The following is a 26,448-nucleotide window of genomic DNA, read 5'->3' on the forward strand; positions in this document are numbered from 1 at the left end:
CCGCACCGCCGCGGTGGGATGGGGGGATGCTCCGCGACCTGCGCCTGACGCTCCCCCGAGCCGGTGCGCGCGAGCTCACGATCGTCGAGGAACGCATCGACGCGTGGGCTCGCGGCCGTCTCGCGCTCGTGCCCGGGAGCCGGGCGCACGCGTGGCTGGTCGAGCTCGTGGTCTTCGTCCTCAAGCAGGGCTGGGCCTGCCTGTTCGGCGGTGCGCTGCTCACCTTGCTGCTCGCGGCCCGGTTCTGGTACCCCGAGTCCGCGTCGCTCGCCCGCAACGACGCGCTCACCCTCGCCGCGCTCGGGCTGCAGGTCCTCATGCTGGCCACGCGCCTGGAGACCGTCCGCGAGATGCGCGTGGTGCTGCTCTTCCACCTCGTCGGCACCGCGATGGAGCTGTTCAAGACGGACGCGGGCTCGTGGTCGTACGCCGCCGAGGGCGTCCTGCGCGTGGGCGACGTGCCGCTGTTCTCCGGGTTCATGTACGGCGCCGTCGGGTCGTACCTCGTGCGCGTGTTCCGGATCTTCGAGCTGCGCTTCGACCGTCACCCGCGCCGATGGGTGACCGCCGCGCTGGCCGTGGGCATCTACGCCAACTTCTTCACGCACCACTGGGTCGCCGACGCCCGTTGGGTCCTGCTCGCCGCCGTCGTGGCGGTGTACGGACGTACGGTCATGCACTTCCGCGTCCACGCGGCCCGCCTGCGCATGCCGCTGCTCCTCGCGTTCACCCTGGTCGCCGCGTTCATCTGGGTCGCCGAGAACCTGGCGACCTTCGCGGGCGCCTGGCTCTACCCCTCGCAGGTGGACGGGTGGCACGTCGTCGGGGGCACCAAGCTCGTCTCGTGGTTCCTGCTGATGATCGTCTCGGTCGTGCTCGTGACCTGGGTGTACCCGCCCCGCCCCCCGGACGGCGCGGGCGCCGTCACGCGATGACCTCGGCGGGCTGCAGCGCGGACTTGTCCGGCTTGCCGCTCGGTGCCAGCGGGACGCCGTCGACGACGCTCACGGTGCGCGGGACGGCACGCGCACCGAGGACCCGCGCGACGTGCGCCCGCAGGGCGCCGGGGTCCGGCGTGCGCCCCGCCGCGGGCACGACCCACGCGTGCACGGCCTCGCCGGTCGTGTCGTCGGGGCGGCCCGTGACGTAGGCCTCGGCGACCGCCGGGTCCTGCGCCAGCACCCGTTCGACGGCGCCGGCGTGCACGAGCTGCGCGTCCACGATCACGACGTCCCGGGCCCGGCCCCGCAGGTGGACGTACCCGGCGGGGTCGACGTCCCCGAGGTCGCGCGTGCGCACCCACCCGTCGACGAAGACGTCGGCGGACTCCTGCGGGTCGTCCCAGTACCCCTGCGCCTGTGCGCCGGTGCGCACCCACAGCTCCCCGTCGTCGACCCGCACCTCCACGGCGGCCGGGGGCCGGCCCACCGACGCGAGGACGGCCGGGTCGGCGAGCATCTCGTCGGGCGTGGCCATCGCGATCATGCCGGTCTCGGTCTGCCCGTAGCCGTGGAAGACGACCGGGCCCAGGACGTCGAGCGCCTCGGCCAGGCGTACGGGCTCGAGCGGCGACCCGGAGACGATCAGCGCTCGCAGCGTCGACAGGTCGCGCGGGTGCTCGCGCTGCGCGCGCACCAGCTGGTGCAGCCGCCCGACGGTGATGACGCTCGCGGTCGCCCGGTGCCGGGTGAGGGCGTCGGGGAACCCCGGCGGTCGCGCCGCGACCAGGACGCCGCCCGCGGCCAGCGTCAGCACGCCGTACTCGAGCATCACCTGGCTGCCGAGCGTCCCGAACACGAGGTAGCGCTGCAGCCGGGGCGCGAGCGCGGCGACAGCGGGCGGCCACCGGTCGGGGTGGGCGGCCCACGCGGCGCTCATCGCCGCGTACGACTCGACGCACCCCTTCGGGCGTCCGCTCGTGCCGCTGGTCCACGTGACACGGGCGACGCCGGCGGGCTGGCCCGCCGCCACGACGGACGTCACCGGCGGGCACGACAGGAGGTCCGCGAGGCGGTCCTCGTCGACGACGAGCGCGACGTCGGCACGGGAGAGCAGGTCCGTCCTGTGCTGCGGCGTGAGGAGAGGCGGCACCGCGCACACCCGCGCACCCACGGCGAACGACCCCACGGTGACGGCGAACGCCTCCGGTGACACCCCGAGGTCGAGCGCGACCCCGACACCCGGGCCGACGCCGGCCGCACGCAGCCCTGCGACGGCACGCGCCACCGCCTCGAGCATCTGGCCCGCCGCGACGACGCGGTCGCCGTCCTCGAACACCGGCCGGTCGGGGTCCCGGGCCAGCAGGTCGAGCACGGGCTGCGGCCAGAGAGGCGCCGTGCCGTGCGTGACGTCGTCGTCCATGCCGACGAAACTAGGTGACCCATCTCACATAGTTTTGAGATCAACTACCTACCGTCGGGCCCATGAGAGCCCGCGCCGCGCTGACGACACGCGTCGACCTCGCCGCCCCTCTGCGGACCCACCACCTGGTGGCCGCCGCCGGCCCGGTCGACGTGGTCGTGCCGCTCGAGGCACGCGAGCGCACCGGCGCGGCGCGGGCCCTCCTCGACACGGCCGTCGCCGACGACCGCGCGGTGTACGGGCGCACCACGGGGTTCGGCGCCCTGGTCGGGTTCCGGGGGCGCGCCGACGGCGGGGACCAGGCGGACAACACCCTCGCGCACCTCGGCGCCGGGCAGGGGCCGACGCTGCCGCCGGGGCTGGTCCGGGCGACGGTGCTGGTCAGGGCCCGTTCGCTCGCGCAGGGCGCGTCGGGCGTGGGGCCGCACGTCCTCGAGGCGCTCGCCGCGATGCTCGCCACGACGTTCACCCCCGTCGTCCCACGCTGGGGGTCCGTGGGCGCGAGCGGCGACCTCGTGCCCCTGGCCGCCGTCGCCGCAGCCCTGCGCGGAGACGGCGAGGCGGACGTCGACGGACGGCGCATGCCCGCGCGCGACGCGCTCGACGCCGCCGGGCTGACCCCCCTCCGGCTCGACGGCCGCGACGCCCTGGCGCTGGTCAACGGCACGTCGCTGACGACCGCCGCCCTCGCACTCGCGCTGGACGGCATCGACCGGGCGCACGGCGCGCTCGTGCGCCTGGCGTGCCTGCTGACCGACCTGCTCGGCTGCGACGGTCAGTTCACCGACGCCGACCTGCTCGAGCGGTACGCCCACCCGGGCGCCGCCGCCGTGGGCGCCCGCATGCGCGAGCTCCTGACGGGCCTGCGCCCGTCGGGCACCCGTCCGCTGCAGGAGCCCTACTCCATCCGGTGCACGCCGCAGCTCCTGGGCGCCGCCCACGACGCGCTGCGGTACGTCGGGGACGTGGTCGCGGCCGACCTCGCGGGGGTCAGCGACAACCCGCTGCTGTTCCCCCAGGACGACAAGATCGTGCACGGCGGCAACTTCTTCGGTCAGCCGGCGGCGTTCGCGGCCGACCTGCTCGCGCTCGTCACCGCCCAGCTCGGGAACCTCGCCGAGCGCCAGCTCGACCTGCTCGTGGACCCCACCCGCAACGGCGACCTCCCGCCCATGCTCGCCGCGGGCCCCGGACGCCAGCACGGGGTCCAGGGCGTGCAGCTCGCGTCCACGGCGCTGGTCGCCGAGCTCCGCCGGGACGCGACGCCGGCGAGCATGCAGTCGCTGTCGACGAACCTGCGCACGCAGGACGTCGTCCCCTTCGGCACGCAGGCGGCGCTGCGCTCGCTCGACGGCGTCGAGGTCCTGCGCCTGCTCGTCGGCTCGCTCGCGCTCGGCCTGCGCCAGGCCGCCCACGTCGGCGCCCGACCCCCCACCACGTCGGCGTCAGGCGCGCTGCTGTCCGCGCTCGCCGCCGCCGTCCGTCCCGTCGACCCCGACCGCCCGCTCGCGCGGGACGTGCGCGCGTGCGCGCACGTCCTGCTGCCCACAGATCCGGAGGACCAGCCGTGACCCTCGACCACCTCGTCATCGGAGCGGGCCCCGCCGGCCTGCAGCTCGGCGCGCTGCTGGAGGCCGACGGGCGTCGCGACTACCTCGTCGTCGAGCGCGCCGACGTGCCCGGCTCGTTCTTCACGCGGTACCCGCGGCACCGCCGGCTCATCTCGATCAACAAGCCCCGCACGGGCAGCGACGACCCCGAGCTGAACCTGCGTCTCGACTGGAACTCGCTGCTGAGCGACGACCCCGACCTGCGGTTCACGCGCTACACCGACCGCTACTTCCCCGACGCCGACGTGATGGTCCGCTACCTCGCGGACTTCGCGGAGCGGTCGAAGGTGCGGGTGCGGTACGGCGCGGCGGTGACCCGGGTCTCCCGCCGTGACGACGTGTTCGAGGTCGAGGTCGGCGGCGACACGCTGACCGCGCGCTCGGTCGTCGTCGCCACCGGTGTCAGCCGCACGCACCGGCCCCCGATCCCCGGGTTCGAGCTGGCCGAGGGCTACGACACCATGTCGGTCGACCCGGCCGACTACCTCGACCAGCGCGTCCTCATCATCGGCAAGGGCAACTCCGCCTTCGAGACGGCCGACGCCCTCATGGAGACCACGACGGTCATCCACGTCGCCGGCCCGGAGTCGGTCCACCTGGCGTGGCGCACGCACTACGTCGGTCACCTGCGCGCGGTGAACAACAACTTCCTCGACACCTACCAGCTGAAGTCCGCCAACGCGGTGCTCGACGGCACGGTCGAGCGGATCGAGCGCGACGGCGAGGGCCTGGCGGTCACGTTCCGGTTCACGCGGGCCGACGAGACGCGCGTGCTGCACTACGACCGCGTGCTCGCGTGCACGGGCTTCGCGTTCGACGCCTCGGTGTTCGACGCGTCGTGCCGGCCGGCCCTCGCGATCGGCGGCCGCTTCCCGGCGCAGACCGACGAGTGGGAGTCGGTGGACGTCCCCGGCCTGTTCTTCGCCGGGACGATCAGCCAGCAGCGTGACTTCCGGCGCTCCACCAGCGGTTTCGTCCACGGGTTCCGCTACGGGGCGCGCGCGCTGCACCGGGTCCTGGCACGCCGGTACGCCGGCGAGCCGTGGCCGTCGGTCCCCGTCGACGCGACACCGGCCGCGATCACGGCGGCGGTCGTGGCGCGGGTCAACCGCACGTCCGCGCTCTGGCAGCAGTTCGGCGTGCTCGCCGACGTGGTGACCGTCACCGGCGGGCAGGCGCGCTACCACGACGAGGTCCCCGTCGACTACCACGCACGCGTCGGGCTGGGGCCCGACGGCCACGACGACGACGCGTTCGTCGTCACCCTCGAGTACGGGCCGGACCACGACAAGGTCGACCCGTTCGACGCGACCGTGAGCCGCATCGCGCAGGACACCCCGGGGGTCGCGCACGACGCCGCCTACCTGCACCCCGTCGTCCGGCACCACCGGCACGGCGAGCACGTGGCGACCCACCACGTCGCGGAGAACCTCGAGAACCGGTGGGACCGCCCCGACGCGCACGTCGCGCCGCTCGAGGCGTTCGTCGCGGGCGCCCTGGCGGGGGACTGACATGACACCGTCGCGCGAGCCCGAGCGCCGTGCGCGCGACGTGCTCGACCCCGTGCACTTCGACGCCCTGGCCGGTGGCGCGGGCAGCGAGCGCACGCTGACGGGCAACGAGGACGCGTTCGTGCGTCGCCGGCTGCGGCCCCGGGTCCTGCGCGGGCCCGGGACGCCCGACCTGTCGACCCACCTGCCCGGCGCGCGGCTCGCCGCACCCGTCGTGGTGGCCCCGACGGCCTTCCACCGCCTCGCGCACCGCGCCGGCGAGGTGGCGACCGGCGAGGGGGTGGCCGCCGCCCACGGCCTGCTGACCGTCAGCATGATGGCCACGACGGCCGTGGAGGACATCGCGGAGACCGGCGCCGCCCTGTGGTTCCAGCTCTACGTGCAGCCCGACCGCGCGTTCACCGCGGACGTGGTCGCGCGCGCCGAGGCCGCCGGGTGCAGGGCGATCGTCCTGACGGTCGACTCCCCCGTGCGCGGGCGCCACGTCCGCGACGAGCGCCACCGGTTCACGGACCTGCCCGCCGGCCTCGTGTGCGAGAACATGCGCGGGCGCGACGGGCGCCTGCGGGACCTCGTCGTCGACCCCGACCTGGGCTGGGACGCCGTCGCCTGGCTGCGGGGCACGACGTCGCTCCCGGTCCTGGTCAAGGGCGTGCTGCACCCGGCCGACGCACGCCTCGCCGTCGAGCACGGCGTCGACGGCGTCGTGGTCTCGAACCACGGCGGGCGGCAGCTGGACGGCGCGCTGGCCACGCTGGACGCCCTGCCGGCCGTCGTCGACGCCGTGGCGGGCCGCGTCCCGGTGCTGCTCGACGGCGGCGTGCGCAGCGGGGTCGACGCGCTCGTCGCGCTCGCGCTGGGCGCGGACGCCGTCATGGTGGGCCGCCCGGTGCTGTGGGGGCTGGCGCTGTCGGGGGCCGACGGCGTGCGGGCCGTGCTCGACGACCTCGCCGACGCACTCGCCCACGCGATGGCGCTCGCCGGCGCGCACCGCCCGGCCGACCTCACGCCGGACCTGGTGGTGGTCCCGTGAAGGTGTCCACGGTCGCGATCGGGGCGCTCGCCCTCGGGACGGTCGGCACGCTGCCCAGGTGGCTGCCGCGGGCCGTCGTGCGGCTGCGGGAACGGGTCTTCACGCGCGTCAACGGGACCGAGGGCATCGCCGTGCCCGGCCCGCTGGTCCCGGCCGAGCACTTCGAGCGGGTGTACGCGGACCCCGCGGCCGACGGCCGCAGCGCCGGCGCGGGGCTGTCCGACCTCTTCTGGTACTGGCTGTCCCCCGGGCCCCACATGCACCAGGAGCACCTGGAGCCGGGTGAGCGGTACCGCACGGTCGCGCGCACGACGCGCCAGGTGCTCGCCGTGCGCCACGCGCGCAGCGACGAGCTGGCGACGGCCGCCGTGCGGCGCGCCCTGGACGCACTGCCCCCGGGTCGCACCACCCTCGTGCGGCTGCGGGACCTGATGATGCCCGTGTGGGCCGAGGTCTACCACGAGCTCGTCTTCGCCGAGCCGTGCCCACGCGAGGCCCGCGACCTCGTCGTGGCCAACGCGGACGACGTCGTGACCGCCCTGAAGGGCACCGGCCTGCGGCACATGGACCGCCGCGACCGCCTCACGCAGTACCTGCGGCGCCGCGTCGAGGACGGGACGTGCCCCGTCGTCCTGCCGCCACCGTTCACGGCGCAGGAGACGGCCTGGTACCTCCAGGGTGCGTTCTTCAACACCGCGATCGTGCAGATGTCCGAGGCCGCGGCCCACCTGCTGCTGTGCGCGGGCGCGTACCCGCCGGCGCGCGACCAGCTCGACGACGACGACGCGCTCGACCGGATCGTCGACGAGACGCTGCGGGTGCACCCGCTGTTCGGTGTCGCGCACCGGATCACGTCCGCACCGATCGTCGTGGACGAGGACGTCACCCTGCCGACCGGGTCCGTCCTGCTCTTCAACTACCTCGCCTACCAGCGCACGGGTGCCGCGGGCGACGATGCCTTCGACCCCGAGCGGTGGCGCACGCTGCGGCACCACGACGCACGGTTCATCCCGTTCGGCGTGACGGCCAACAGGGCCTGCCCGGCCCGCGGGTCCGCACCGGTCATGCTGCGCGCGGTGCTGCGCGAGGTGCTGCGCCGGTACGACGTCACCTCGACGGCCGTGCACACCCGCTCGTTGCCCGATCGCGGACCCGCCCACCTCACGCCCGTCGGAGCCCTCGGGCCCGGTCGCGTGCGGCTCGCGGCGATGCGGGTGGGCGACCGCTGGGCCGACGTCGGGCGCTCGGTGCAGCAGCTCGTCCTCGGCACCTACATGGTCCTCGAGGCCCGTCGGATCAAACCCTGCACCACCTACTTCGCGGAGGTCCGCGCATGACACCCGTCGAGCTGGCACCACGCTTCTTCCTCGCCGTCGTCGTGATCCTGGTCGTGTGCCGCGGCGTGTCCGCGCTCATGCGCCGCGTCGGCCAGCCCCCCGTCGTCGGCGAGATGGTCGCGGGCGTCCTCCTGGGCCCCTCCCTGCTCGGCCTGCTCCTGCCGGCGGTGCAGGAGGCGCTCTTCCCCGACGAGCTGCGGCCCGTGCTGTACGTCGTCGGGCAGATCGGGCTCGTCCTGCTGATGTTCCACGCGGGGTACGCGTTCAGCACCCACCGCTCCGACGGCCTGGCACGGACGGCGGCCGCGGTGTCCCTCGGGGGCGTCGCAGCGCCCCTGCTGCTGGGGACCGCGCTCGTCCTCGTCGCGGCCGACCACGTGCCGCTGCGGCCCGACGGCGTGCCCGTCGGTGTCGTCGCGGCGTTCGTCGGCGTCGCGCTGGCGATCACGGCGTTCCCGATGCTCGCGCGCATCATCACCGAGCGGGGGCAGGCGGGCACCCGGCACGGGTCGATCGCCCTGGCCAGCGGCGCGGTCGACGACGTCGTGGCCTGGGTGCTGCTCGCGGGCGTCCTCGCGGTCGCCTCCGGCAGCCCCGGCCCCGCCCTGCTGACCGTGGGCGGCGCGCTGGTGTTCGTGGCCCTCGTGTGGTTCGTCGCGCGCCCGGGCATGCGGCGGCTCATGGCCACCACGCGCGTCGACGACCACGCACGGCTCATCGGCACGGTCGCGGTCCTGTTCGCCGCCGCGTGGTTCACCGACGAGATCGGCCTCTACGCGGTCTTCGGCGCGTTCGCGCTCGGGCTGGCGGTGCCGCGCGTGCCGGCGGCCGACCGGGTGGTCGCCGGGCTGACGCCCGTCACGGGGGTCCTCGTGCCGCTGTTCTTCACGTACTCGGGCCTCAACACGCAGTTCGGGCTGTTCACCGACCCGGCCGTGCTGCTGTTCGCGGTCGCCTGCGTGGTGCTCGCCGTCGTCGGCAAGTTCGGCGCCTGCTGGGCGGCCGCACGACGCCGCGGTGAGCCGCAGGGGGTCGCGCTGCGGGTCGCGTCGCTCATGAACGCGCGCGGGCTCATGCAGCTCATCGCCCTGAACATCGGGCTCGAGGCCGGGATCGTCGGGCCCGCGCTCTTCACCGTGCTGGTGCTCGTCGCGCTCGTGACGACGATCATGACGAGCCCGCTGCTGACCTGGGTGGAGCGTCGTCACCCCGCCGTCGAGCCGACGCCGGACGTCGGCGAGCCGGTCCGCGCGACGCTGTGACGAGACGGGTATTACTCAGGTCACACCGGGTGTGCCATTGTCGGGACATGTCCGGACGAACCCACCGGCTCCTCGTCGTCGAGGACGACCGGGAGCTGTGCGACACGCTGGCCGAGGTCCTCACCGACGAGGGCTACGTCGTCGACCAGGCCCGCGACGGTCACCGCGGCCTGCACCTCGCCCTCACGCGCCCGTACGACGTCCTCGTGGTCGACCGCCGGCTCCCCGCCGTCGACGGCCTCGACATGCTCGCCCGCCTGCGGTCACGGGCGGTCGGCGCCCGCGCCCTCGTGCTCACCGCGCTCGGCTCGGTCGCCGACCGCGTCGCCGGCCTGGACGCCGGCGCCGACGACTACCTGACCAAGCCGTTCGAGCTCGACGAGCTCAGTGCCCGCATCCGCGCGCTGTGCCGCCGCGTCGACGAGGCGGACACCCTGCTCCCCCTCGGCGAGGGTGCCATCGACCTGGTGACGCGGCAGGCGGTGCTCGCCGACGGCACCCGGGTGGACCTGTCGGCACGCGAGCACGCGCTGCTGCGCGCGCTCGCCGACCGCCCCGCGGCGGTGCACACGCGCCACGAGCTGCGCCGCGCCGTCTTCGCGGACACCGAGGCGGCGTCGATCGTCGACACGTACGTGTACTACGTGCGCCGCAAGCTCGGCCGCACCGTCATCCGGACGGTGCACGGCGCCGGCTACCGGCTGGGCACCCTGTGAGCGCCGGCACGCCCGAGGAGCGCGTGGTCCGGCGCGCCCGGCTGCGGATCGGCTCGCTCGTCGGCCTGGTCATCGCCGCGCTGCTCGGCCTCGCCGGTGCCATCTCCTACGGGATCCTCCTGCACAGCCAGGAGCAGCAGATCGACGGCGAGCTGGCCTGGGGCGTCACCCACGGCACGATCGCCGGCCCGCCCGCGTGCAGCTGGATCTTCACGTACGACGGGTCCACGGTGGACACCGGCGTGGCGCCGCCACCGCCGGGGTTCCCGCTGCACGACGACCTCGTGGAGGTCGCCGCGACGGGCGCGACCCAGGACGCGCGGATCGCGCGCGACGGCACCGTCTATCACGTGCGCACCGCGCGGCAGGGCGACGAGGTCGTGCAGGCCGTGTTCGACGCCCGGTTCCAGCTGGCCGACCGGCGGCACCTGCTCATCGCGTTCGGCGTCGCCGCCGGTGCCGGCGCGCTCGCGGCGGTCGTGGGGGGCGTCGTCGTCGGTCGCCGCGCCGTCGCACCGCTCGCCGAGGCGCTGCACCGCCAGCGCCGGTTCGTCGCCGACGCGAGCCACGAGCTGCGGACCCCGATCGCCCAGGTCCACGCCCGCGCGCAGCTGCTGGCCCGGCGCGCGCGGGCGGCGGACGACGACGCCCAGGCGCGGGACCTGGACCGGCTGGTGTCCACGACCCGCCGGCTCGGCGAGATCGTCGACGAGCTGCTGCTCTCGGCGCGGCTCGCCGCGGCGCAGGGCACGGCCGCGACGCGCCCGGACAGCACGGCGGTGGACATCGCGGCGCTCGTCGAGGACGCGGTCGCGGCCGACACCGCACGAGCCGCCGTCCGCAGGGTCACCGTCACCTCCGTGACGGCGCCGGGGCTGCCCGCCGTCGTGGGCGTCGAGTCGGCGCTGCGCCGGGTGGTGGCCGAGCTGCTGAGCAACGCGCTGTCGCACACGCCGCCGGGCGGTCACATCGGTGTCGCCGCGCGCGCGGCGGAGCAGGACCGGGTGGTGGAGGTCGTCGTGACCGACACGGGCCCAGGCCTGGACCCCGGGGACGGCGAACGGATCTTCGACCGGTTCCACCGGGGCACCGGTGCGGACGAACGGCGCTTCGGCCTCGGGCTGGCCCTCCTGCGCGAGGTCGTCACGAGCCACGGCGGCACGATCCGCGCCGGCGGCGCGCCCGGGCAGGGCGCGACGTTCGTGCTCCGGCTGCCGGCGACGACGGCGGGCGTGCCCGGACCGCGCGGCCTCGCGTCGGCGGCACGCGACGAGCAGGAGGTGGGGGCCGCGCTCTGAGAGTGCCGGCCTACCAGCGGGCCAGGCTGCGCTCCTTCGCCTCGGCGCGCTGCAGCCTGAGCACGAGCCGGAACAACGTCTCACGCGTCCGCTCGTCGACGTCGAGCAGCTCGCAGCCGTAGCGCCACTCGTGCTGCCCCTCCTCGATGCGCAGGACCCGCGCAGCGAGCTCCACGTCGCCCTCGCCGACCGCCATGGCGAAGCGCACGACGTCACCGCTCGCCAGGCGGCGTCGCGTGACGAACCGCACGCCGGCGGCGCTGACGTCCACGACCGTCACGGGCAGGGGTTCGACACCCGTCGCCGTCTCGAGCTTGCCCGTGCACTCGACGCGGTACGCCGCGCGCGCGGCGGAGCGCCGCTGGTCCGGCAGGCCACGCTCCAGCACGACGAGCTGCACGGTGCTCCCGGCCATCCCCCCGAGCAGCCCGACGTACCGGCACAGACCCCGCACCGGGTCGAGCACCGTGAGGCTCGCGGCGTCGCCGATCTCGCGGCCCTCCACAGGTTCCCGGACCTCGAGCACGATCACGTCGGAGTCGAACGTCGCCACGTGCCCTTCGACGTCACCGGACTTCGTGCGCAGGTAGCAGGTCGCGAGCTCGTGCACGCGTCACCTCCGGCACCACACGCCACCGGCCGGCTGCCTGGTGCCCTCGCGTGTTGGTCAACCGTCCAGTTGTACGTGGGGCACACGGGCCCGGGCTACCGCCGAGCGGGTGGTGGTGCGGATGAGCCAGCCGGTACGCCGGGTTCTGTCCCCGCGCGCGGTCACCCCCGCGCGGGTGGCGACCATCCATCTACGACGTACGTTGCCGCACGCCTCCAGCGGCCTACCCGGGAGCTCGGGCGGGCAACCCTCGGACGCTCCCTGTCTGGCCTTGCTCCGGGTGGGGTTTGCCGAGCCGCACCGGTCACCCGGTGCGCTGGTGGTCTCTTACACCACCGTTTCACCCTTACCCCGCCGGCGAGCCGGTGGGGCGGTCTGTTCTCTGTGGCACTGTCCCGCGGGTCACCCCGGGTGGGCGTTACCCACCACCCTGCCCTACGGAGCCCGGACGTTCCTCGGCAGGACCCGAGGGCCCTGACGCGGCCGCCTGGCTGACTCATCCGCGCGGCCAGCCTAGCGGACCGCACCGGGCGTCATCGCGCGAGGCGGACGGCGACGATCCCGTGGTCCGGGTCGTCCACACGGGCGCCGTCGGCGCGAAAGCCGTTGCGGTCGTAGAACCGTCGGGCCCGCGGGTTGTCCTCGGCGACCCACAGCTGCGCGGGCGTGCCCGGAGGGACGACGGCGTCGAGGAGCGCCTGGCCCACCCCCGTCCCGTGGTGCGACGCGAGCACGTACAGCTGGAACAGGTGCCGCTCGCGCACCGGCGGGTGCTCCCCCACCGGCACGGCGTCACCGGCGAGCGCGATCCCGACGATCCGCCCGCCGACCTCGGCGACGGTGAGCGGCACGCCGTCGGCGAGCGCCCGCCGCCACCGTTCGGTGCGTCCGTCGAGCGTGTCGGTCTCCCAGTGCGAGGCGGGGAGCAGCCCGGAGTACGTCTCCACCCACGACCCGTGGTGGACCGCCGCGACCGCGGCAGCGTCGTCCGGGACGGCGGCGCGCAGCAGGACGTCGCTCGTCATGCGGCAGCGTGCCGCGTCACACGTCGACCCGGTACGACAGCGCCAGCTCGTCGCCCGCGACCCCGCGGATGCCCCAGTGCGTCGGCGGGCTCTCGAGGACCACGACCTCGAGGTCGTCGGGGCCCAGGCCGAGCGCGGGCGCGACGTCGTCGAAGAACGCGGCGATCAGCGCGCGCACGGCCGCCGGGCTGCGGCCGGCGAAGCACACGACCTCGACGACCAGGTACTCCGGCGAGCGCGGCGCGACGAGGTCCTCGTCGTCGAGCAGCAGGAACCGGTGGAACCGCTTGTCCGGCGGCAGCCCTCACGCACCGACGAGCGCGCCGTGCACGGCGTCCGACACCTCCGCGCGTCGCGGGGCCCACACCGAGCGCCGCCCGTAGAGCTTCACCTGTGCCACGTCCCACACCTTCCGCGTCACCGGACTCCGGGGCGCACACCGTACCGTGGTGCGGTGCTCGTGCTGCTGCCTCCCTCCGAGGGCAAGACGCCCGCACCCCCCACCGCTCCCCCGCTGGACCTGGCGGCGTTGTCGCACCCGGGCCTGACGCCGGTGCGCGAGAAGGTCCTCGACGCGCTCGTCGCGGCCAGCGGACGGCCGGACGCGTGCGAGGTCCTGGGCGTGTCCCCCGGCCTCGCGGACGAGGTCGCGCGCAACACGACGCTGCGCGACGCACCCGCCGCGCGCGCGTCGCGGGTCTACTCGGGCGTCCTGTACGCCGCCGCCGGGCTCGACGCGCTCCCACCGGCGGCCCGGGCGCGCGCGGTCGCGAGCGTGCGGGTCGTCTCGGCCCTGTGGGGCGCCCTGACGGTCGACGACGCCGTGCCGGCGTACCGCCTGTCGATGGGCACCGACCTGCCGGGGATCGGGCCGCTCGCGGCGGCGTGGCGCGGGCCGCTCGGGGTCGAGCTGGCCGAGGAGTCCGAGGGCCGCCTCGTCGTCGACTGCCGCTCCGCGGCGTACCGCGCCGCGTGGACGCCGGCCGGTGCGCACTGGGTGGACGTGCGCGTGCTGCGCGAGCTCGACGGCCGGCGCACGGTCGTCTCGCACCACGCCAAGCACACCCGCGGCGTGCTCACGCGGCACCTCGTCACGCGACGCGGCCGCGAGCCGCGCGACGCCGACGAGCTCGCGCACGCGGCGAGCGCACTGGTCGGCGACGCGCTGCACGCCGTGGAGCTGGGCCCGGCCCCGCGCCGGGGCCCTCGCACGCTGTCCCTCGTCGTCGTCTGACGGCGAAGCGTGCAGCGTCGGGGACGTCTGACGACCCGAACGCGGCTCGCTCAGCGGTCCGTCCCCGTCACCAGCCCTCGCTGGGCGCGCCGGCCACCGCGATCTCGTCGCGGCGGTCGGTGAAGAGCCGCACGATGCTCACCGACGCCGGTGCGACGCGCAGCTGGCTCCACGTGCCCGGCGCGGCGCCCATCGTCACGCCCAGGGCGGCACGGATCGCGACCGCGTGCGAGACGACGACGACGGTGCGACCGCCGGTGCCGCGCAGCGAGTCCAGGCCGCGTGCGAGCCGCAGGCCCACGTCCTCGATGGACTCCCCGCCCGGCGGGCGCAGGCGGCCGTCGGTGTGCCACGGCTCGAGCTGGCCGGGCCATCCGGCCTCGATCTGCTCGGCCGTCAGGCCCTGCCACTGCCCGAAGTCCGCCTCCTGGAAGGCGGGGTCCGTGCGGACCTGCAGGCCCAGCGCCGCCGCCACGACCGCAGCCGTCTCCTGGGTGCGCACCATCGGTGAGGCCACGACGTCGCTGGGGTACGGGATGTCCCCCCACAGGTCCCGCCCGATGCGTTCGACGAGAGTCGCCGCGGCGACGGCCTGCGCACGCCCCCGCTCGTCCAGCGGCGGACCGGGCTCGGACGACCCCGAGTACCCGCGCGACACGGTCATCGTGGTCTGCCCGTGCCGCACCAGGACGACCGTCGTCGGCTCCTCGTCGTCGAACCGCGGGGACGCCCCCGACGGACGCAGGGCGCGCAGCCGGGTGGCCTGCGCGACGGCCTCCGCACCGGAGCCCGTCGGGTCGGCCCGGTCGTCGCCGAGCGGGGCGTCGGGCGCGGTGGTGCCGGTCGGCGCGTCCCGCCGGTCGTGGTCGTGGGGTGCTCTGCTCACGCGAGCAGTCTTCGCCGCGGCGCGCCGCGGGTCCACTCGACCCGCGCGCGCCGGCCCCTCCCGGTCAGTCGGTGAGCCGCACCAGGATCCGGCCGCACTCCTCGCAACGCACGACCGCGTCGACCGGGCGCGCACGGATCGCCTCGAGGTCGAGCGGGTTCAGCTCGAGGCGGCAGCCCTCGCACCGGTTGCCCCGCAGAGCCGCGGCACCGCTGCCGCCGAGCTGACCGCGCAGCCGCTCGTACAGCGCGGTCAGGCCCGCGTCCAGCCCGTCCGCTGCGCGGTCCCGCTCGGCGCGCACGCGGGCGGACTCGGCGTCCACCTCGGCGTAGCCGGCGTCACGCTCGGCCACGACCTCGTCGCGGTTGGCCACCAGGGCGGCGTGCGCCTGCTCGAGGTCGGTCAGGACGGCCTCGTGCGCCTCGAGGCGCTCCATGACCTCGAGCTCGACGTCCTCCAGGTGCGCCTGCCGCGTCGCGAGGCTGGCGAGCTCGCTCGTCAGCGCCTGCGCGTCCTTGGCGCCGACCTGCCCGCCGTCGAGCCGCTGCTGGTCGCGGGCCGCCCGGCCGCGCACCTGGGCGACGTCGGCCTCGGCCTTGGCCAGCTCGGTGCGCAGGTCGGAGGCGGCGGTGCGCGACGTCACCAGCGCCGTCTGCAGATCGGCCAGCTGGGCGTCGATCTCGACGAGCCGCGCGAGCGCCGGCAGCGTGCGCCGCTTGTGCGCGAGCTGCGCGAGGCGGGTGTCCAGGTCCTGGACGTCGAGGAGGCGGCGCTGGTCGGCTGCGGGGGCACTCGTCACGGGGTTCCTTCCGGCTGGTCCGTCTGCGGCACGTGACCCGTCCACGGGTCGGTGCGCCGCGTGCTGACGCGGGTCTCCACCGTAGTGCCCGTGGCTGCCAGGTCCGTGCGCAGCGCCTGCGCGGCGCGCGGCAGCCACAGCCACTCGGACGCGGAGTGCGCGAGATCGATGAGTGCCGGGCGCGGCGCACCCCCGCGGGCGTCGAACGCCGCGCGCTCCTGCTGCTCGGAGGCCGGGTGGTGGCGCAGGTCGGCGGTGACGTACACGTCGACGTCGGCGGCGCGCACCGCGTCGAACAACGAGTCGCCCGAGCCGCCGAGGACGGCGACGCGGCTCACCGGCATGTCGGGGTCGCCCGCGTACCGCACGCCCTGCGCGGTGGCCGGCACCGCGCGCGCGACCGCGGCGGCGAAGTCACGCAACGGGACGGGCGACGGCAGCGTGCCGACACGTCCCAGGCCCGTGTCCCCCGGCAGGGCCGCGAGCTCCAGGACGTCGAACGCCGGCTCCTCGTACGGGTGCGCGGCCCGCATGGCCGCGACCACCCGCGCGCGCAGCCCGCGGGGTGCGACCATCTCGACCCGCGTCTCGGCGACGACCTCGCGCCGCCCGACCTCGCCCACGGCGGGGGCCGCGCCGGGCAACGGCGTGAACGTGCCCTCGCCCGTCGTGGTCCAGGCGCACCGCTCATACGCACCGACGTGACCGGCGCCGGCGGCCGCGAGCGCGTCGACCAGCGCCCCGGCCTGCGCGGCAGGCACCAGCACCACGTGCTTGTCGAGCGCCGGCGCGTCGGCCGCCACCAGGGGGGACGTGCCGACCAGACCCACGGCGTCGGCGAGCGCCTCGGCCACGCCGCCGTGCGCGGAGTCCGCGTTGGTGTGGGCGGTGTACAGCCCGCAGCCGGCACGCACGAGCCGGTGCAGCAGCGCCCCCTTGTACGTCGTGGCCGCGACCGAGTGCACCGGCCGCAGGAGCAGCGGGTGGTGCGTGACCAGCAGGTCCGCCTCCCACTCGACCGCCTCGTCGACCACGGCGGCCACCGGGTCCACGGCCAGCAGCACGCGGCGCACGGGGGCGTCCGGGTCCCCGGCCGCCAGCCCCACCCGGTCCCACTGCTCCGCGGTACGCGGCGGGTAGCGCCGATCGAGCGCCGCGACGACGTCGGCCAGCGTCGCGGTCACGGCCGCACCAGCGCCTTCGTGCAGGTGCGCTCGTCCATCGCGCGGTAGGCGTCGGCGATGTCGTCGAGACCGAACGTCGCGTCGAACACCAGCCCGGGCTCGATCGTGCCCGCCCACACGTCGGGCATCAGGCCCTCGATGTAGCCGCGGACGGGGGCCACACCCCCGACGACGCCCTTGTTGCCGCTGAACATCGTCTGGACGCGCAGCTCGGGGCCGCCGGCGGGGACGCCGACGAAGCCGACACGGCCGCCCGGTCGCACCGTCGCGAGCGCCTGCGCCATCGACTCCTTGGTCCCCACGCACTCCAGCACGCCGTCCGGCCCCACGCCGCCGAGCAGGTCGAGGACGGCGGCCGCGCCCTCGTCACCCCGCTCCTCGACGACGTCCGTGGCACCGAACCGGCGCGCGAGCGCCTGCCGCACGGGGTTGCGCGACATTGCGACGACGCGCTCGGCACCGAGCCGGCGCGCCGCGATGATGCCGCACAGCCCCACGGCCCCGTCGCCGACCACGGCGACGGTGGAGCCCGCGTGCACGTCCGCGGACAGCGCGGCGTGGTGGCCGGTGCCCAGCACGTCGGTGAGCGTCAGGACGTGCGGCAGCAGCGCGTCGTCCGGGTGCTCGGGGGTGACGACGAGCGTGCCGTCGGCCAGCGGGACGCGCACGTACTCGCCCTGCGCGGCGTCCGTCGGGACGCCCTCGTGGTCGGGCGACCCCCACCACGCCACCTGCTCGCACGACGTGTGCACCCCGTTGCGGCAGTGCACGCAGGTGTTGTCGCTGACGGAGAACGGCGCGACGACGAAGTCACCGACGCGCACGCGACGCACATCGGAGCCGATCTCCTCGACGACGCCCACGAACTCGTGGCCGATGCGGTGGGGCTCCGGCGTGGACCGCACGCCGCGGTAGCCCCACAGGTCGGAGCCGCACACGCACGTCGCGACCACGCGCACGACGGCATCGGTGGGGCGGTGGATCACGGGGTCCGGCACCTGCTCGACGCGCACGTCGCGGGGGCCGTGGATGACGGTGGCTCGCACGTCGTCGAGCCTACGGTGCGACCCCGAGCGGCTGCCCGCGGCGCACCCTCCGGCGACGTGCGACGCAGGGCGGACGCGCCGGTAGGCTGACCGACCGCAGGGGCCTGTAGCTCAGTTGGTCAGAGCGCCGCGCTTACACCGCGGAGGTCGTCGGTTCGAGACCGGCCGGGCCCACCGACGTGCCGATGCCCTCACCTGCGACGTGTCACGGATGCCGCCCTCCCGCGGTCGCGGACCCTCGGTCCCGGTGACGGGGATCATCGGCTCTCCGTCCGGTCCGCGGCGGGCCGTCGGCCGGCGAGGACGAGGACGACGACCGCAGCGACGGCGAGGACCACGGCTCCGGTGGAGCTCGCGCCGGCGTATCCGCTGACGACCGCGGTGGTCGTTCCCGAGGTCGGTGCCTCCGCGAGCAGTGCTGCGGTGGTGGTCGCCGCGATGGTGCCGAGCAGGGCGAGCCCGATCGACGAGCCGACCTGCTGGGCGGTGCTCGCCACGGCCCCCGCCACGCCGGAGGCCGGGCCGGCGCGGTGCGTCGCGGCGCTGTTCGCCGCGGGCTGGACGCACCCGGTACCGAGCCCGAGGAGCAGCAGCACGGGCAGGACGCGGGACCCGTACGGCGCATCCGGCGTCAGCCAGGACAGGACGAGCAGCCCCACGGCCAGCAGCGCGAGTCCGGCGGCGAGGAACACCCGTGGCGGGGCCGCGGTGAGCGCGGGGCGGACCAGGCGTACGGCGAGGAGGATCGCGGCGGTGTAGGGAAGGAACGCCAGACCGGTGACCAGCGGCGTGAGCCCGGCGACCTGCTGCAGGAACACGCTCAGGAACAGGAAGGTTGGCAGGACCGCCACTCCCCAGGCGAGCATGGCCGTGAACGCGGCGACGCGAAGCCGGTCCGAGAACAGGGACAGCGGCATCAGCGGGGACTGCGCTCGTCCCTGGACGACCGCGAACACGGCCAGTGCCCCCAGTCCCGCCACGAGCAGCCCGAGCCTGGGAGCGGACACCCAGCCGGACGACCCGGTACCGGTCAGCCCGAGAGTCACCGCCGTGAGCCCCGCGGCGCTGAGCAGGCCTGCGGTCACGTCGACGGGGCCGCGCCCGCCCGGGTCGACCCGCAGCGACAGCAGCAGCCCGAGGCCGGTGGCGACAGCGATCGGCACGTTGATGAGCAGCGCCCACCGCCAGCCCCACGAGTCGGTCAGCACGCCACCCAGGACGACACCGATCCCGGAGCCGGATCCCATGATCGTGCCGAACACGCCGAACGCTCTCGCCCGGTCGGCACCGTCGGGGAAGGTGACGGACAGCAGGGCGAGCGCCGAAGGGGTCACCAGCGCACCGAAGACCCCTTGGACGGCGCGTGCCGCGAGGAGCATCGCACCGCTCACGGCCAGCCCGCCGGCGATCGACGCGAGCGCGAAACCCACGAGGCCGATCAGCAGCGCCCGACGCCTTCCGATCACGTCCGAGACCCGACCGCCGAGCAGGAGCAGCGACCCGAACGCGAGCACGTAGACGGTGAGGACCCACTGGCGCTGCACGTCGGACAGGCCGAGCTCCTGCTGAGCCGACGGGACTGCGATGTTCATCACCGTGCCGTCCACGACCATCATCACCTGGGTCACCGAGATCCACGCCAGCGCCCACCACCGGCGGGTTCGCGACTCGCCCACCACTGTCGTCCTCAGCCTCATTGCACGCTCCCCTACCATTGGCGTCACCAATATTGGCAGGCCCGACGATACACGGATCGTGGGTCGCGCCAACACTGCTGGTAACGTCGGGGCATGGACGAGGCCGAAGGTGCGAGCGGGACCCAGCCCGCACGGCTGCGTGCGACGCCGAGCTGGCTCCTCACCCAGGCCGCGACCCTGACCCAGCGCGTGATCACGACCGCCCTGGCAGAGGTCGGCGCCACGCGCTACCAGTACGCGGTACTGGCCGCCCTCGAGGAGTTCGGGCCGCTCAGCCAGGCCGAGCTCGGCAGGCGGTGCCACATCGACCGCAGCGACATCGTCGCCACGGTCAACGACCTCACCGCGCACGACTACGCCGACCGTCGCCAGGACCCCGGCAACAGACGGCAGAACCTCATCACGCTCACGGACGCCGGGAGACGGCGGTTGGAGCAGGTGGCCGCGACGCTCGACGCGGCACAGGCAGACCTGCTCAGCGGCCTCGCACAGGCTGACCGGGACGCCCTGACGTCGACGCTCCAGCGCATCCTGGACGCCCGTGCGAAGCCCCACGACGCGCCTCGCTAGGCGCTGCGGCAGGACGATCCGCAGCGACGTCCACCGGGCGGCACGACACGTTCATGGGCGGTCGGTGCACGTCGTGCCGGCGCCGGGTCATCGCGCCGAGGACGAATGAGCCGCCGCTCAGCGCGCCAGTGCGGCGAGGGCCTCGCGGTAGGCCGAGAGCGGGCGGGCCTGCCCGCGGGGGTGCACGACGCTCCAGCGCAGCACGCCGTCGGCGTCGACGAGGAACGAGCCGCGCACGGCGTGCCCGGTGGCCTCGTCGAAGACCCCGTAGGCGCGCGCCGCGGCGCCGTGCGGCCAGAAGTCCGACAGCAGGTCGAAGGTGTAGCCCTCCTGCTCGCCCCAGGCCCGCAGCGCGAACATGGGGTCGCAGGACACCGCGAGCAGACGCACGCCGGCCTGGTCGAACGCGGCGATGTTGTCCCGCAGCTCGCACAGCTCGCTCGTGCACGTGCCGGAGAACGCGAACGGCACGAACACCAGCGCCACGGGCGTGCCGCGCAGCTCCGACAGCGTCACGGGCGTGCCGTGCGTGTCGGGCAGCGTGAACCCGGGTGCGGGCGCCCCGACCGCCGGGGCGCTCGCGGCACTCACTTGCCGCGGCCCCGGGTCGCCAGCCGCGTGGCCGACCAGTCGGGGCTGACCGCGAAGGTCGACATGGCGTGCAGGCCCGAGGTGGTCGCGGCCTCCTCGATGTCGGAGTGCGACACGTGGCCCGCACGTCCTGCCTTCGGCGTGAACACCCAGATGGGACCGCTGTCGTCGAGCACGGTCATCGCGTCCACGAGGAAGTCGGTCAGATCGCCGTCGTCCTGACGGAACCAGATGATCGCGCCGTCCGTGACGTCGTCGTAGTCCTCGTCGACGAGCTCGTTGCCCGTCAGGGTCTCGAGCCCCGCGCGCACCTCGCTGTCGACGTCGTCGTCGTAGCCCAGCTCCTGGATCACCTGCCCGGCTGTGAAGCCGAGCCGGGTGACCTGCGTCGCGGAGTCGTCCGCGGTGGATGACACGTCGGCCGGTTCCCTTCTCCCCCGGTGCGCCGCACTGTCCGCGGACCCACCTGTCGATGTCGGCACACGTTAGCCCACCGCAGGCCGGGCGGCCCTGGCAAGAGGGCGTCCGGGGCCCGTGTCACGGACGTCACGCGCCGTTCGGGGGGCATCGGTGTGACTTTCGGCCCCCGACGGACGGAGAATGGCCGCACTACCCGCACCCGCGCCTGCACAGGACGCAGCGCGCCGGGTGCAGGACTGGAGCGTACCGGGGCGCCACACGCACGGCCCCGGGAACGCACGAGACGCGAAGGAGCACCGGTGGCTTCCATCGACGAGACGGGACCGCTGATCGGCGGCCTGCTCAGCCAGGTCCCCGACATCGACCCGGAGGAGACCGGTGAGTGGGTCGAGTCCCTCGACGGGCTGATCGAGGACAAGGGCGGACCGCGGGCGCGGTACGTGCTGATGAGCATGCTGCGGCACGCACGCGCGCGCAACGTCGCGATCCCGGCGTCGCTCAACACGCCGTACGTCAACACCATCGCCGTGCACAACGAGCCGTACTTCCCCGGCGACGAGGTCATGGAGCGGCGCTACCGCTCGTGGATCCGCTGGAACGCGGCCGTCATGGTCACGCGCGCGCAGCGCCCGGGCGTGGCGGTCGGTGGGCACATCTCGTCGTACGCGTCCGTCGCGACGCTCACCGAGGTGGGCCTCAACCACTTCTTCCGGGGCAAGGACCACCCGGGCGGCGGCGACCAGGTCTACTTCCAGGGCCACGCCTCCCCCGGCGTCTACGCCCGCGCGTTCCTCGAGGGCCGGCTGTCCGAGCACCAGCTCGACGGGTTCCGCCAGGAGCTGTCGCACCCCGGCGGCGGTCTGCCGTCGTACCCGCACCCTCGCCTGGCGCCCGAGCTGTGGGAGTTCCCCACGGTGTCGATGGGCCTGGGCCCGGCGTCCGCGATCTACCAGGCGTGGACCAACCGGTACCTGCACAACCGCGGGATCAAGGACACCAGCCAGCAGGACGTGTGGGCGTTCCTCGGCGACGGCGAGATGGACGAGCCGGAGTCGCGCGGCATGCTGCAGCACGCCGCGCAGCAGGGTCTCGACAACCTCACGTTCGTCGTCAACTGCAACCTGCAGCGTCTCGACGGGCCGGTGCGCGGCAACGGCAAGATCATCCAGGAGCTCGAGGCGCAGTTCCGCGGCGCCGGCTGGAACGTCATCAAGGTCATCTGGGGCCGCGAGTGGGACACCCTGCTCAACGCCGACAAGGACCGCGCGCTGGTGCACCTGATGAACACCACGCCCGACGGCGACTTCCAGACGTACCGCGCCGAGAGCGGCGCGTTCATCCGTGAGCACTTCTTCGGCCGCGACCCGCGCACCAAGCAGCTCGTCGAGAAGATGACGGACGACGAGATCTGGGCGCTCAAGCGCGGCGGGCACGACTACCGCAAGCTCTACGCGGCGTACAAGGCCGCCCGTGAGCACACCGGCCAGCCGACGGTGATCCTCGCGCACACGATCAAGGGCTACGGCCTGGGCTCGGGCTTCGCGGGGCGCAACGCGACGCACCAGATGAAGAAGCTCAAGGTCGAGGAGCTCAAGACGCTGCGCGACTCGCTGCACATCCCGATCACGGACGAGCAGCTCGAGGAGAACCCGTACCTGCCGCCGTACTACAACCCGGGGCCGGACGACGAGGCGATCCGCTACATGCTGGACCGCCGCCGCCAGCTGGGCGGGTTCGTGCCCGAGCGCCGCACCGAGCACACGAAGCTCTCGCTGCCCGGCGACAAGGTGTACGAGGGCCTCGCGAAGGGCTCGGGCACGCAGGAGGTCGCCACGACCATGGCGCTCGTGCGCCTGTTCAAGGACCTCGTGAAGGACAAGGAGTTCGGGCACCGCCTGGTCCCGATCATCCCCGACGAGGCCCGCACGTTCGGCCTGGACTCGATCTTCCCGAGCGCGAAGATCTTCAACACCAACGGCCAGAACTACATGGCCGTGGACCGCGCCCTCATGCTCTCGTACAAGGAGTCCGAGGCCGGGCAGATCATGCACACCGGCATCAACGAGGCCGGTTCCGCGGCCGCGTTCCAGTCGGTGGGCACGTCGTACGCCACCCACGGCGAGCCGCTGATCCCGTTCTACTTCTACTACTCGATGTTCGGGTTCCAGCGCACCGGCGACCAGTTCTGGGCCGCCGGCGACCAGATGGCGCGCGGGTTCCTCATCGGCGCCACCGCGGGCCGCACCACGCTGACCGGCGAGGGCCTGCAGCACGCGGACGGTCACTCGCCGCTGCTCGCCGGCACGATGTCGCACGTCGTGCACTACGACCCGGCCTACGGGTACGAGATCCGGCACATCGTGCGCGACGGCATCGAGCGCATGTACGGCGACGGGTCCGACGGCCGTGACCAGGACGTCATCTACTACCTGACGGTCTACAACGAGCCGATGGTCCAGCCGGCGGAGCCCGAGGGCGTCGACGTCGAGGGCATCCTCAAGGGCATCCACCTGATCGCCCCGGCGCAGGGCGACGGGCCGCGCGCCCAGATCCTCGCGTCGGGCGTGGCCGTGCCGTGGGCGCTCGAGGCGCAGCACCTGCTCGCCGAGGACTGGGGCGTGCGCGCCGCGGTGTGGTCGGTGACGAGCTGGAACGAGCTGCGCCGCGACGCCCTGGCCGCCGAGCAGCACGCGTTCCTCCACCCCGGCGACGAGGTCCGCACGCCGTACCTCACGGCCAAGCTGCAGGGCGCCGAGGGCCCGTTCGTCGCGACGACCGACTACGACCACCTCGTCCCCGACCAGGTGCGGGCGTGGATCCCCGGGCGGTACGCGACGCTCGGCGCCGACGGGTTCGGGTTCTCCGACACCCGCGCGGCCGCCCGCCGGCACTTCAAGATCGACGGGCCGTCGACCACGGTGCGCGTGCTCCAGCAGCTCGTGCTCGAGGGCAAGGTCGACCCGTCGGTCCCCGCGCAGGCGATCGAGCGCTACCGCCTGCACGACGTCACCGCCGGCACGTCCGGCAACACGGGCGGCGACTCCTGACGCGCCGCTGACGCACCGACGCCCCCGGCCGAACGGCCGGGGGCGTCTGTGCGTGCGGGGCCGGCGCCCGGGGCGCCGGCGTCGTCAGGTGCCGGGGATGGCCTGCTGCGCCTGGGCGATCTCGCGGGCCAGCTCGGCCTTGAGGTCCGCGACCGCGGCCTGGTCCGGGTAGAGCTCCAGCGACGCGAGGTGCTGCTTGGCCTCGAGCGGCCGGCCCGCCGCGATCGCCGCGAGCACGAGCTCGCGTGCGACCTCGGGGACGTGGTCGCGCGGACGCCAGTGGCCCACCCCCAGGTTGAGGGCGTCGACCGGCTGGCCGGCCTCGGTGAGCAGGGCCAGCCCCTGCACGAGCGCCTGGCCCGACGTGTCGCGCTCGGCGGCCGTGGTCAGGCGACGGATCGTGCCCTCGTGGTCGTCACGCAACGACAGGCGTGCGACCTCGATCAGCGGGTACCAGGCGCGGGGGTTGCCCGCCAGCTCCTCGCCGAGCGACCAGACCGCGAGGTCCGCCGCGTGCTGGCGCTCGTGCTCGACGTTCGGCGCCGTCAGCGGGTCCTCCTCCGGGACGGACTCGGCGGCGCGGCGACGCACGATCTCGGCGAGCGCCTGGAAGGCGCGCTCGTTGTTGGGGTCGTCGCTCAGCATGGAACGCAACGCGTCCTCGTGGAGCGTGTCCCCGCGTCGGGAAGCCGTCGTCGGGCGACGCGCCCCGACCCGGGAGGCCGAGGAGGGTCGCCGCATGAGCTGACGCAAGCGGGGCAGGAGAGCCATGCGGCGACCTTATCCGTTCCGTCCCATGCGCAACCATCCGAGCGCACCCGAAGGGGCGCACGGCACGCACACAGGTTTGTCGACTTCCCACAAGCCCCGCCCTATGCTCGCGGCATGGCGACGCTCCCGAGGACTCCGGCGACGCGGGGGCCGCGCCGCGCCGCGCCCGCCGGACCGGCGGCTGCGCCCGGCCCGCAGGACCAGAGCGAGACGCAACGCCGGGTGCGTGACGGCACGGGTCTGCTCGCGACCGCCGCGATGCGCCGCCTCGACGCCGACCTCGAGTGGTACCGGGCGCTGCCGGCCGAGGACCGCTCCTGGGTCAACCTCGTCGCGCAGGCGGGCATCACGGCGTTCGTCACCTGGTACGCGGACCCGTCGCGCACGCCCCACGGCGTCGGCGAGATCTTCGCGAGCGCCCCGCCCGAGCTCACGCGGTCGATCTCCCTGCAGCACACCCTGCAGCTCGTGCGCGTCGTGGTCGACGTCGTCGAGACGCACTCGGACCGCCTCGCGGCACCGGGTGCGGAACGTGAGCTCCGCGAGGCCGTGATGCGGTACTCGCGGGAGGTCGCGTTCTCCGCGGCCGAGGTCTACGCCCGTGCGGCCGAGGTCCGCGGCGCCTGGGACGCGCGCCTCGAGGCGCTCGTGGTGGACGCGCTCGTGCGCGGTGACGCGGACGACGCCCTGCGCTCGCGGGTCGCGGCGCTGGGCTGGGGCGGTCGCGGGTCGACCCTGGTGGTCGTGGGCACCGCCGCGGCGCAGATGGACGAGGTCCAGGCCGCTGACCTGCGCCGGGCGACCCGACGCGCCGCCGACGACGCGCTCGTCGGGATCCTCGGCGACCGGCTGGTGGTGTTCCTCGGGGGCGAGGGCGACCTGCGCGCCGCCGCGATGACGCTGCTGCCCCGGTTCGGCCCCGGCCCCGTCGTCGTCGGGCCGACCGCACCCGGCCTGGCCGAGGCCACCGGGTCGGCCCGCGCCGCGCTCGCCGGTCTCGCCGCCGCCCCGGGCTGGCAGCAGGCCCCGCGTCCCGTGCACGCGGACGACCTGCTGCCCGAGCGCGTGCTGGTGGGGGACGCGGAGGCCCGCCGGGCACTGGTCGAGCGCGCCTACGCACCGCTGGCCGCCAGCCAGGGCGCACTGCTCGACACGCTGTCGGCCTACCTGGGCGCGGGACGCTCGCTGGAGGCGGCGGCCCGCACCCTCTACGTCCACCCCAACACCGTGCGCTACCGGCTGCGGCGCGTGGCCGACGTGACCGGGTGGGACCCGCTCGAGGCGCGCGAGTCGTACGTGCTGCAGACGGCGCTGGCGGTCGGGAGGCTCGACGCCGCGGCGCGCTGACCACCGGCTGGCAGGCGGGCTTTGTACAGGTCCGACAAGCCTGGGTCCCGAGGTTGGTGCGCGCCGCGACCGGGCCCACGGTCGGGTGCCGGG

General features: G+C 74.8%; 24 protein-coding genes, 1 tRNA gene and 1 other RNA gene. 13 read left to right on the forward strand and 13 right to left on the reverse strand.

What is annotated here, in order from left to right; translation table 11 throughout:
* Positions 1–26: 26 nt before the first annotated feature.
* Positions 27–935 carry a DUF817 domain-containing protein gene (locus tag NP075_RS11190; RefSeq protein WP_227563287.1) on the forward strand — a complete coding sequence of 303 codons (909 nt, stop codon included), beginning with the start codon at positions 27–29 and terminating at the stop codon, positions 933–935.
* Here NP075_RS11190 and NP075_RS11195 read toward each other — a convergent pair.
* The gene (locus NP075_RS11195; protein WP_227563288.1) at positions 925–2,361 is read right to left on the reverse strand and encodes a class I adenylate-forming enzyme family protein; all 1,437 of its coding nucleotides are present in this window, start codon (positions 2,359–2,361) and stop codon (positions 925–927) included. The two genes, NP075_RS11190 and NP075_RS11195, sit on opposite strands and share 11 nt — an antisense overlap.
* Positions 2,362–2,423: 62 nt before the next feature.
* Here NP075_RS11195 and NP075_RS11200 point away from each other — a divergent pair, with 62 nt between their 5' ends.
* From NP075_RS11200 to NP075_RS11230, 7 genes are read left to right on the forward strand one after another with little or no spacing between them, the layout of a single operon-like run.
* Positions 2,424–3,932, forward strand: coding sequence for an aromatic amino acid ammonia-lyase (locus NP075_RS11200; RefSeq protein WP_227563289.1), 1,509 nt, complete (start codon positions 2,424–2,426; stop codon positions 3,930–3,932).
* Positions 3,929–5,482, forward strand: a complete 1,554-nt coding sequence (locus tag NP075_RS11205; RefSeq protein WP_227563290.1) for an NAD(P)-binding domain-containing protein — start codon at positions 3,929–3,931, stop codon at positions 5,480–5,482. Before NP075_RS11200 ends, NP075_RS11205 begins: the two co-directional genes overlap by 4 nt.
* Before the next feature lies 1 nt (position 5,483).
* Entirely contained in the window at positions 5,484–6,515 is a 1,032-nt protein-coding gene (locus NP075_RS11210) for an alpha-hydroxy acid oxidase (protein WP_227563291.1), read from the forward strand.
* Positions 6,512–7,852: a cytochrome P450 gene (locus NP075_RS11215; RefSeq protein ID WP_227563292.1), complete on the forward strand. Its 1,341-nt coding sequence runs from the start codon at positions 6,512–6,514 to the stop codon at positions 7,850–7,852. The genes NP075_RS11210 and NP075_RS11215 overlap by 4 nt, the downstream gene beginning before the upstream one ends.
* Positions 7,849–9,114, forward strand: coding sequence for a cation:proton antiporter (locus tag NP075_RS11220; protein ID WP_227563293.1), 1,266 nt, complete (start codon positions 7,849–7,851; stop codon positions 9,112–9,114). The genes NP075_RS11215 and NP075_RS11220 overlap by 4 nt, the downstream gene beginning before the upstream one ends.
* A gap of 47 nt (positions 9,115–9,161) precedes the next feature.
* Positions 9,162–9,830, forward strand: coding sequence for a response regulator transcription factor (locus tag NP075_RS11225; protein WP_227563294.1), 669 nt, complete (start codon positions 9,162–9,164; stop codon positions 9,828–9,830).
* Complete coding sequence (locus tag NP075_RS11230; RefSeq protein ID WP_227563295.1) at positions 9,827–11,128, forward strand: sensor histidine kinase; 1,302 nt, start codon at positions 9,827–9,829, stop codon at positions 11,126–11,128. The genes NP075_RS11225 and NP075_RS11230 overlap by 4 nt, the downstream gene beginning before the upstream one ends.
* A gap of 10 nt (positions 11,129–11,138) precedes the next feature.
* On the opposite strand, the gene NP075_RS11235 is transcribed toward NP075_RS11230, so the two are convergent.
* The 4 genes from NP075_RS11235 to NP075_RS11250 all read right to left on the reverse strand — a co-directional run bounded on the left by NP075_RS11235 (position 11,139) and on the right by NP075_RS11250 (position 13,064).
* Positions 11,139–11,738 (reverse strand): PilZ domain-containing protein, encoded by a 600-nt coding sequence (locus NP075_RS11235; RefSeq protein WP_227563296.1) that lies wholly within the window; start codon positions 11,736–11,738, stop codon positions 11,139–11,141.
* 118 nt (positions 11,739–11,856) lie between these two features.
* Positions 11,857–12,237: RNase P RNA component class A (rnpB, locus tag NP075_RS11240), an RNA gene on the reverse strand.
* Positions 12,238–12,271: 34 nt separating this feature from the next.
* Positions 12,272–12,763, reverse strand: coding sequence for a GNAT family N-acetyltransferase (locus NP075_RS11245; protein ID WP_227563297.1), 492 nt, complete (start codon positions 12,761–12,763; stop codon positions 12,272–12,274).
* A gap of 16 nt (positions 12,764–12,779) precedes the next feature.
* Entirely contained in the window at positions 12,780–13,064 is a 285-nt protein-coding gene (locus NP075_RS11250) for a tautomerase family protein (protein ID WP_227563331.1), read from the reverse strand.
* Between the two features lie 153 nt (positions 13,065–13,217).
* On the opposite strand from NP075_RS11250, the gene NP075_RS11255 reads away from it, so the two are divergent.
* Positions 13,218–13,997 (forward strand): YaaA family protein, encoded by a 780-nt coding sequence (locus NP075_RS11255; protein ID WP_227563298.1) that lies wholly within the window; start codon positions 13,218–13,220, stop codon positions 13,995–13,997.
* A 67-nt stretch (positions 13,998–14,064) separates the two neighbouring features.
* On the opposite strand, the gene NP075_RS11260 is transcribed toward NP075_RS11255, so the two are convergent.
* The 4 genes from NP075_RS11260 to NP075_RS11275 form a co-directional block, all read right to left on the reverse strand.
* Positions 14,065–14,883: a histidine phosphatase family protein gene (locus tag NP075_RS11260; protein WP_227563299.1), complete on the reverse strand. Its 819-nt coding sequence runs from the start codon at positions 14,881–14,883 to the stop codon at positions 14,065–14,067.
* 64 nt (positions 14,884–14,947) lie between these two features.
* Entirely contained in the window at positions 14,948–15,682 is a 735-nt protein-coding gene (locus tag NP075_RS11265) for a zinc ribbon domain-containing protein (RefSeq protein ID WP_227563300.1), read from the reverse strand.
* Positions 15,679–16,866 carry a Nif3-like dinuclear metal center hexameric protein gene (locus tag NP075_RS11270; RefSeq protein WP_227563301.1) on the reverse strand — a complete coding sequence of 396 codons (1,188 nt, stop codon included), beginning with the start codon at positions 16,864–16,866 and terminating at the stop codon, positions 15,679–15,681. Before NP075_RS11270 ends, NP075_RS11265 begins: the two co-directional genes overlap by 4 nt.
* Positions 16,863–17,912: a zinc-dependent alcohol dehydrogenase family protein gene (locus NP075_RS11275; protein ID WP_227563302.1), complete on the reverse strand. Its 1,050-nt coding sequence runs from the start codon at positions 17,910–17,912 to the stop codon at positions 16,863–16,865. The genes NP075_RS11270 and NP075_RS11275 overlap by 4 nt, the downstream gene beginning before the upstream one ends.
* A gap of 100 nt (positions 17,913–18,012) precedes the next feature.
* Here NP075_RS11275 and NP075_RS11280 point away from each other — a divergent pair.
* A tRNA-Val gene (locus NP075_RS11280) sits at positions 18,013–18,086 on the forward strand.
* A gap of 83 nt (positions 18,087–18,169) precedes the next feature.
* On the opposite strand, the gene NP075_RS11285 is transcribed toward NP075_RS11280, so the two are convergent.
* Positions 18,170–19,588, reverse strand: a complete 1,419-nt coding sequence (locus NP075_RS11285; RefSeq protein ID WP_227563303.1) for an MFS transporter — start codon at positions 19,586–19,588, stop codon at positions 18,170–18,172.
* A 114-nt stretch (positions 19,589–19,702) separates the two neighbouring features.
* Between NP075_RS11285 and NP075_RS11290 the strand changes: the two genes are divergently transcribed.
* Positions 19,703–20,179 carry a MarR family winged helix-turn-helix transcriptional regulator gene (locus NP075_RS11290; RefSeq protein ID WP_227563304.1) on the forward strand — a complete coding sequence of 159 codons (477 nt, stop codon included), beginning with the start codon at positions 19,703–19,705 and terminating at the stop codon, positions 20,177–20,179.
* A 117-nt stretch (positions 20,180–20,296) separates the two neighbouring features.
* On the opposite strand, the gene NP075_RS11295 is transcribed toward NP075_RS11290, so the two are convergent.
* Positions 20,297–20,770: a peroxiredoxin gene (locus NP075_RS11295; RefSeq protein WP_227563305.1), complete on the reverse strand. Its 474-nt coding sequence runs from the start codon at positions 20,768–20,770 to the stop codon at positions 20,297–20,299.
* Positions 20,767–21,186 (reverse strand): DUF3052 domain-containing protein, encoded by a 420-nt coding sequence (locus tag NP075_RS11300; protein ID WP_227563306.1) that lies wholly within the window; start codon positions 21,184–21,186, stop codon positions 20,767–20,769. Before NP075_RS11300 ends, NP075_RS11295 begins: the two co-directional genes overlap by 4 nt.
* A gap of 303 nt (positions 21,187–21,489) precedes the next feature.
* Here NP075_RS11300 and aceE point away from each other — a divergent pair, with 303 nt between their 5' ends.
* A complete protein-coding gene (gene aceE / locus NP075_RS11305) occupies positions 21,490–24,237 on the forward strand; it encodes a pyruvate dehydrogenase (acetyl-transferring), homodimeric type (RefSeq protein ID WP_227563307.1) in 2,748 nt (915 codons plus the stop codon).
* Between the two features lie 84 nt (positions 24,238–24,321).
* Here the strand turns inward: aceE and NP075_RS11310 are convergent, their stop codons facing one another.
* Positions 24,322–24,882 carry a hypothetical protein gene (locus NP075_RS11310; protein ID WP_227563308.1) on the reverse strand — a complete coding sequence of 187 codons (561 nt, stop codon included), beginning with the start codon at positions 24,880–24,882 and terminating at the stop codon, positions 24,322–24,324.
* A 240-nt stretch (positions 24,883–25,122) separates the two neighbouring features.
* Between NP075_RS11310 and NP075_RS11315 the strand changes: the two genes are divergently transcribed.
* Complete coding sequence (locus NP075_RS11315) at positions 25,123–26,355, forward strand: PucR family transcriptional regulator (protein WP_227563309.1); 1,233 nt, start codon at positions 25,123–25,125, stop codon at positions 26,353–26,355.
* Positions 26,356–26,448 lie beyond the last annotated feature (93 nt).

It is taken from the genome of Cellulomonas wangsupingiae (assembly GCF_024508275.1).
GTDB lineage: Bacteria > Actinomycetota > Actinomycetes > Actinomycetales > Cellulomonadaceae > Cellulomonas > Cellulomonas wangsupingiae.

What these genes read in the sequence shown, in the direction of transcription:
- NP075_RS11190 (WP_227563287.1), top strand. Translation starts at nt 27, where the DNA reads ATGCTCCGCGACCTGCGCCTGACGCTCCCCCGAGCCGGTGCGCGCGAG.
- NP075_RS11195 (WP_227563288.1), bottom strand. Translation starts at nt 2,361, where the DNA reads ATGGACGACGACGTCACGCACGGCACGGCGCCTCTCTGGCCGCAGCCC.
- NP075_RS11200 (WP_227563289.1), top strand. Translation starts at nt 2,424, where the DNA reads ATGAGAGCCCGCGCCGCGCTGACGACACGCGTCGACCTCGCCGCCCCT.
- NP075_RS11210 (WP_227563291.1), top strand. Translation starts at nt 5,484, where the DNA reads ATGACACCGTCGCGCGAGCCCGAGCGCCGTGCGCGCGACGTGCTCGAC.
- NP075_RS11220 (WP_227563293.1), top strand. Translation starts at nt 7,849, where the DNA reads ATGACACCCGTCGAGCTGGCACCACGCTTCTTCCTCGCCGTCGTCGTG.
- NP075_RS11225 (WP_227563294.1), top strand. Translation starts at nt 9,162, where the DNA reads ATGTCCGGACGAACCCACCGGCTCCTCGTCGTCGAGGACGACCGGGAG.
- NP075_RS11245 (WP_227563297.1), bottom strand. Translation starts at nt 12,763, where the DNA reads ATGACGAGCGACGTCCTGCTGCGCGCCGCCGTCCCGGACGACGCTGCC.
- NP075_RS11290 (WP_227563304.1), top strand. Translation starts at nt 19,703, where the DNA reads ATGGACGAGGCCGAAGGTGCGAGCGGGACCCAGCCCGCACGGCTGCGT.
- NP075_RS11310 (WP_227563308.1), bottom strand. Translation starts at nt 24,882, where the DNA reads ATGCTGAGCGACGACCCCAACAACGAGCGCGCCTTCCAGGCGCTCGCC.
- NP075_RS11315 (WP_227563309.1), top strand. Translation starts at nt 25,123, where the DNA reads ATGGCGACGCTCCCGAGGACTCCGGCGACGCGGGGGCCGCGCCGCGCC.